The sequence below is a fragment of the Micromonospora sp. LOL_023 genome, from assembly GCF_048060115.1.
Lineage (GTDB): Bacteria > Actinomycetota > Actinomycetes > Mycobacteriales > Micromonosporaceae > Micromonospora_E.
Genome location: NZ_JBHMIM010000218.1, coordinates 1 through 308, shown reverse-complemented (window position 1 = coordinate 308; position 308 = coordinate 1). Strand labels below are relative to the sequence as shown.

The following is a 308-nucleotide window of genomic DNA, read 5'->3' as shown; positions in this document are numbered from 1 at the left end:
GGGAGGGCGGCGCGGAGCCGTTTGTTGTAGCCGGGCCGCTGCGGTAGGTAGGGGAACATGCCGGCCAGGTGGACACGGGCGTAGCGGATCCAGTGGGCTTCCGAGCGTGCGCCGAGCAGGACCTGAGCCACGGCCAGGCAGACCAGTTCGGAGTCGGTCAGCAGTGGTGGCCTGCCACGCCACCGAGGTGTGCGGATGCTGTCGTCGATCTTCACGTACAGTGCGGTCAAGAGGGTATCCAGGTCTTGCGTCACAACATGATCTTGGATGCCCTCTCCTCATGCCCGGACATCGACCCCTGACTTCGG

1 pseudogene is annotated in these 308 nt (G+C 65.3%); it reads right to left on the bottom strand.

What is annotated here, in order from left to right:
- Positions 1-230, bottom strand: a pseudogene (locus ACFHVL_RS31530) (IS982 family transposase); the annotation flags it as partial.
- Positions 231-308 lie beyond the last annotated feature (78 nt).